Below are 4,795 nucleotides of genomic sequence, written 5' to 3'. Positions count from 1 at the left end.
GAAAAAACTGGTCCAGCCTATGGCGTCGATGATGTAGCCGGTGGAGGCGTTGGCCAGGGTGCGCGGCACCGCCGCCAACGGCGCCGCCGCGCTGGCGCTGGCCGCCCGTCAGGCCTACGCCCTGGTGCTGACCGATCTGAGCATGCCTGACATCAGCGGTTACAGCCTGGCCCGGGCGCTACGCGACAGCGGCTTCGCCGCCCCCATCGTCGCCATCACCGCGCAGGCCGGCAGCGCGGAACAGCCGCTCTGCGCTCAGGCCGGCATCGACGAGCTCATGCTCAAGCCCTTTACCCTGGAGGAACTGGACCGCGTGATCCGCAAACGCCTGGCCTTGCGCCCCGCCGAAGACCGCCCGGCCGCCAGACCGCCCGCGCCCTTGTCCGCCGCCCGGCGCGCCGAACTGCTGGACGCGCTGGATCATTCCCTGCGGCTGATGAGGCAAGCTTTGGAACAGATGGACTCCGCCCCGCTGACGCAGCAGTTGCACGCCACCAAGGGGGCTTTCGCCATGGCCGGCTTGGCGCCGGTGGCGGAGCTGTGTACGGAAATCGAGCAAGCGGTGGCGGCCGGCCTGCGCGAAGAAACCGGCGCGCTGCTGGATCGGCTGGAGGCGCTGGCGCACGCGAGACTTTGAACAGGCTCTAAGACCGCTATCGCGGCCCGGGGACATCGGCGACAATGGCCAGGCGCTTAGACCCCCTACCCAAGAGGAGCCGCCATGAAAATATCCGATCTTCCATTCGGCATCAGCGATTGGTCCGCGCTGGAGCCCACCCAACATGCCGGCGAAACCGGCTGCGCCTATTGGCGCACCCAGCGCTTCGGGGACATCCGCGTCCGCATGGTGGAATACACGCCGGGCTACCGCGCGGATCACTGGTGCGTCAAAGGCCACATTCTGCTGTGTCTGGAAGGGGTGCTGCACACCACGCTGGCGGACGGCCGCAGCTTCACCTTGACGCCCGGCCTCAGTTACCAGGTGGCCGACGACGCGGAACCGCATCTGTCCCATACCGAAACCGGCGCCAAGCTGTTCATCGTCGATTAAGGCCGGGCGCGCCGGCTTCCGCCCTTTTGCCGCACCCTCGGAACGGGCTTGCGGCAAGGGGAGGAAGCGCCGAGCGCCATTTCCTTTGAAAAGATCACGCCGCGAGCGCCTGCCGCGGCGGCTCGTCGGAACCGGGACATCCAGCAATGACAAACGAGGTGCTCATCCGGCTGCTCAGCCAAGATCAGGTCTCCCTGGCGCTGTGGAAGATCTCCAGCCCCGCCTCCCAGCCGCGTCATTTGTTCATGACGCACGGCACTTTTTCGGATAGGCGCATCTGTCTGGGCCTGGCGAGACATCTGGCGGAGCGGGGATTCACTTGCTGGATTCTTGAATGGCGCGGCCACGGAGACAGCCAGCGGGACCCGCCTCCTTTCAATTTTGAGACCGTCGCGCTGTTTGACGTGGCCGCGGCGCTGCGCTACCTGCTGGAAGAGGAAGGCGTCGCCCGCCTCCACTGCGTGACCCATAGCGGAGGGGGATTGGCGCTGGCGATGTGCTTGTTGCGCCATCCCCATTTCAACCAAGCCATCGGGAAAATAGCGCTCTTCGCCTGCCAAGCAGGCTATGCCGCCCAGACGCCCTGGCGACGGCTGCGCCTTATCGGCATGAGGGAAGCCTGCCGCCTGGCGGGCAGGCTGCCCGGAAAAAGGCTGGGAATCGGCGTTCAGGACGAGTCCTGGCACATGATGCGTCAATGGTTTGACTGGAATATCCACAGACGCTTCAATGGCGCAGACGGCTTTGATTATCTGCGGCGTTTACCGCAAATCTCAGCGCCCATCCTCGCGGTCTTTGCCGAAAACGACTCTCTCATTGCCCCGCCCTCCGCCTGCCGGCAGTTTCTGGCGGCCTTTAAAGGGCAAGAGAACCAGGCGCTATTCTGCTCGGTCGCGGCCGGGTTCAGCGCGGGCTACAACCATGCCAGGGTGATGCACTCCTCCTCCGCCAGCAAAGAGGTGTGGCCCTTGCTGCTGGACTGGCTGGAAAAACCCGAGGCCCGCGCGCTCGCCGCAGCGACTTGACCCCTCCCTCGCTCCATATCTTTTATAAACAGCTTAAGGAACGCCATGAGAACCCTCGGCCTGCTGGGCGGCATCAGTTGGGTATCGACGCTGGATTACTATCGCTATCTGAACGAAGGCGTCAACACGGCCCTGGGCGGCCTCAATTTTGCCGAGTGCGTCGTCTACTCGCTGAATTTCAACGATATCCAGCAGCGCGGCTGGGACGACTGGGAGCACACCTATGCGCTGCTGCTCAAAGGCTGCCTGCATTTAAAAGCCGCCGGGGCCGAGGCCATCGTGCTGTGCGCCAATACCGCGCACGTCGTGGCCGAGCGCCTGGAAACGGCCGCGGGCCTCCCCATCATCCATATCGCCGCCGCCACGGCGCGGGAAGTCGCCAAGCAGCGGCTGCGGACCGTGGGACTGCTCGGCACTCAATTCACCATGGAGCTGCCGTTTTTCCGGGACAAGATGCGGCAAAACGGCATTGAGACCTTGATCCCGGAGGCTCAGCACACCCGCGATTTCATTCAGCGCACCCTGCGCGACGAGCTGGGCCGCGGCGTGGCGTCGCCGGCCACCAAGGCCGCTTATCTGGAGGCGATCCAACAGTTGATAGCGCGCGGCGCCGAGGGCATCGTCTTCGGCTGCACCGAGCTTCCGCTGCTGTTGAGCCAGGCCGACGTGCCGGTGCCGGTGTTCGACACCACCCGGATTCATGTCGAGGCCGCGCTTGAGTTCGCGCTCGCGGACGCCGCTGGCCGGCGATAGACGCCGAGCCGCGGCCGTTTGCGGTCTCGCGGGCTCAGGCGAGACCTTGGACGAACCATAGGCCGAAATAGCTGCCAACGCGCCGCCCGCTTCCGCATATACTGTCCGCACATCGCCAATGACGCCCCCACCCATCCGACATCAAGGACATCCGATGCTCACCAGCGCCCGTAATCAGTTCGCCGGCAAAGTCACCGCCATCCATCCCGGAGCGGTCAACGACGAGATCGACCTCACCCTGCCGGGCGGCGAGGTGATCACCGCCGTCATCACCCAGCGCAGCACCGCCAACCTGGGCCTGACCGTGGGCTGCGACGCGCTGGCCATCATCAAGGCCCCCTGGGTGATCCTGGCCAATCCCGAAGCCGGCATCAAGCTCTCCACCCGCAACCGCCTGGAAGGCCGGGTGTCCGCGCTGCGTCCAGGCGCGGTCAACGCCGAGGTCGAAATCCGTCTCAACGGCGGCGACGCCCTGGTGGCCATCGTCACCCAGGAGAGCGCGGACGACCTTGGCCTGGCCGTCGGCAAAGCCATCGTCGCCTTCTTCAAGGCCTCCCACGTGATTGTCGGCGTCCGGATCTGAGCCCGGCATGAAGCCCTCCTCCGCGGCCGAGCGCGCGCCGGCCTTCATCCTGATAGACCGCAGAATCGCCGAACTCGGCGACTGGCGCGGCGCGGCCTTGGCGCGGATGCGGCGGCTGATCCGGGAAGCCGCCCCGGACGTGATCGAAGAATGGAAATGGATGGGCACCCCGGTCTGGTCCTTGCGGGGCATCCTCTGCACCGGCGAGTCTTACACTTCCGTCGTCAAACTGACCTTCATCAAAGGCGCGGCGCTGCCGGACCCGGCCCAACTGTTCAACGCCAGCCTGGACGGCAAGGCCAGGCGGGCGATCGATATCCGCGAGGGCGAGGACGTGGACGCGGAGGCGTTCAAGGCGCTGATTCTGGCCGCCGTCGCGCTCAATACCGGCGGCGGCAAAAGCAAGCCGACCTAGAGCCTAGACCGCTCCGCGGCCGCGCGCCGCCTGTCTCGCAGATAACGCCACACGCCGTTCAGAATGGCCGTCGGCGACAGCTCGGCCATGGCCAGCAAACCGTGGCCCTCATGGTAGTCCGGGTTGTGTTCGACAAAATAGCGCGCCGCCGGGCGCGGGTGCTGCAGCCAGAATTGCCGGTCGGTCTGGCTGTCCCGGGTCAAAATGCCCAGCTTCACCACAAAGGGGCGCTCCGCCGCGGGCGCCGCCATGCCGAAACTGCCGCACAACTCCGCCGCCAGCCGCGCCAGCGGCTGCTCCATGCCCCGCTCCGGGCTGGGCCACATGCCGGCGGCGTACTTGTGCATCTGGATGAAGCTGGACGGATGGATCATCGCGCCCAGGAAATACATGGGCCGCCACGGGCTGCGCAGCCAGTAGCGCAACATGCAGCCGGCCAGGAAAGGCATATTGCTGTTGCGGCCGCGGTAGTCTTTGAGCAGCCCGGCCTGCCCGCGCAAAACCTTGACTTCGCGCCCCGCCGCGCGGCGCTGGAACAGGTGGACGGCGCAATAGCCCACCGCCTGACCGTGTTCGCCGCGATGCAGCAGGATGCTGCTGTGCTCGGACTCCGGCAACACCATCTTGCGGAAGGCCGCCCGGTCCATGCCGCTGAAAACGGCGTCGTGCACTTGATAGGCTTCATCCACCAGGCGCTCGCGCCCGGCCATGGTCAACAAGTGCGGATATAGGGTGTCTGAGTGAGTGATGGTGCCCATGGCTCCTCGCGCGGGGTGGGACGTCGAAACGCAGCGCATGGTAAGCAGCGGGTCCGGACATCACCACTGACAGATATGCCAATGTTGTTTTTAATTCACTCAAGACCGCCGGCCCGCGCCCAGGCCAAGCATGAAAAAACCCCGCGAAGGCGGGGTTTGTCTTTGCACGTAGCGGATCAGGACTTGGCCGGGGCTTCCCAGCCGCCGCCC

The 4,795-nt window shown here is 65.6% G+C and carries 7 protein-coding genes; 6 read left to right on the top strand and 1 reads right to left on the bottom strand.

Translation table 11 applies throughout. The annotated features are described in order from the left end of the window. Window positions 1-40 precede the first annotated feature (40 nt). The 6 genes from NK214_RS24635 (at window position 41) to NK214_RS24610 (ending at window position 3,827) form a co-directional block, all read left to right on the top strand. Window positions 41-637 carry a response regulator gene (locus NK214_RS24635; RefSeq protein ID WP_253315771.1) on the top strand — a complete coding sequence of 199 codons (597 nt, stop codon included), beginning with the start codon at window positions 41-43 and terminating at the stop codon, window positions 635-637. Window positions 638-721: 84 nt separating this feature from the next. Further along, a complete protein-coding gene (locus NK214_RS24630) occupies window positions 722-1,051 on the top strand; it encodes a DHCW motif cupin fold protein (RefSeq protein WP_048411883.1) in 330 nt (109 codons plus the stop codon). Between the two features lie 146 nt (window positions 1,052-1,197). Next, window positions 1,198-2,076 carry an alpha/beta fold hydrolase gene (locus NK214_RS24625; protein ID WP_227103932.1) on the top strand — a complete coding sequence of 293 codons (879 nt, stop codon included), beginning with the start codon at window positions 1,198-1,200 and terminating at the stop codon, window positions 2,074-2,076. Between the two features lie 45 nt (window positions 2,077-2,121). Next, window positions 2,122-2,829: an aspartate/glutamate racemase family protein gene (locus NK214_RS24620; protein ID WP_253315770.1), complete on the top strand. Its 708-nt coding sequence runs from the start codon at window positions 2,122-2,124 to the stop codon at window positions 2,827-2,829. A 154-nt stretch (window positions 2,830-2,983) separates the two neighbouring features. Continuing rightward, window positions 2,984-3,412 carry a molybdopterin-binding protein gene (locus NK214_RS24615; protein WP_107799160.1) on the top strand — a complete coding sequence of 143 codons (429 nt, stop codon included), beginning with the start codon at window positions 2,984-2,986 and terminating at the stop codon, window positions 3,410-3,412. A gap of 7 nt (window positions 3,413-3,419) precedes the next feature. Continuing rightward, a complete protein-coding gene (locus NK214_RS24610) occupies window positions 3,420-3,827 on the top strand; it encodes a DUF1801 domain-containing protein (protein ID WP_253315769.1) in 408 nt (135 codons plus the stop codon). Here the strand turns inward: NK214_RS24610 and NK214_RS24605 are convergent. Then, window positions 3,824-4,585: a hypothetical protein gene (locus tag NK214_RS24605; protein WP_227103939.1), complete on the bottom strand. Its 762-nt coding sequence runs from the start codon at window positions 4,583-4,585 to the stop codon at window positions 3,824-3,826. The genes NK214_RS24610 and NK214_RS24605 overlap by 4 nt on opposite strands. Window positions 4,586-4,795: the final 210 nt, after the last annotated feature.

Origin of the sequence: Chromobacterium sp. S0633, assembly GCF_024158805.1 — a bacterium.
Lineage (GTDB): Bacteria > Pseudomonadota > Gammaproteobacteria > Burkholderiales > Chromobacteriaceae > Chromobacterium.
This window is presented reverse-complemented; position numbering and strand designations above follow the sequence as displayed.

Coding starts and splice junctions, on each gene's coding strand:
- NK214_RS24630 (WP_048411883.1), top strand. CDS start 722: ATGAAAATATCCGATCTTCCATTCGGCATCAGCGATTGGTCCGCGCTG.
- NK214_RS24625 (WP_227103932.1), top strand. CDS start 1,198: ATGACAAACGAGGTGCTCATCCGGCTGCTCAGCCAAGATCAGGTCTCC.
- NK214_RS24620 (WP_253315770.1), top strand. CDS start 2,122: ATGAGAACCCTCGGCCTGCTGGGCGGCATCAGTTGGGTATCGACGCTG.
- NK214_RS24615 (WP_107799160.1), top strand. CDS start 2,984: ATGCTCACCAGCGCCCGTAATCAGTTCGCCGGCAAAGTCACCGCCATC.
- NK214_RS24610 (WP_253315769.1), top strand. CDS start 3,420: ATGAAGCCCTCCTCCGCGGCCGAGCGCGCGCCGGCCTTCATCCTGATA.
- NK214_RS24605 (WP_227103939.1), bottom strand. CDS start 4,585: ATGGGCACCATCACTCACTCAGACACCCTATATCCGCACTTGTTGACC.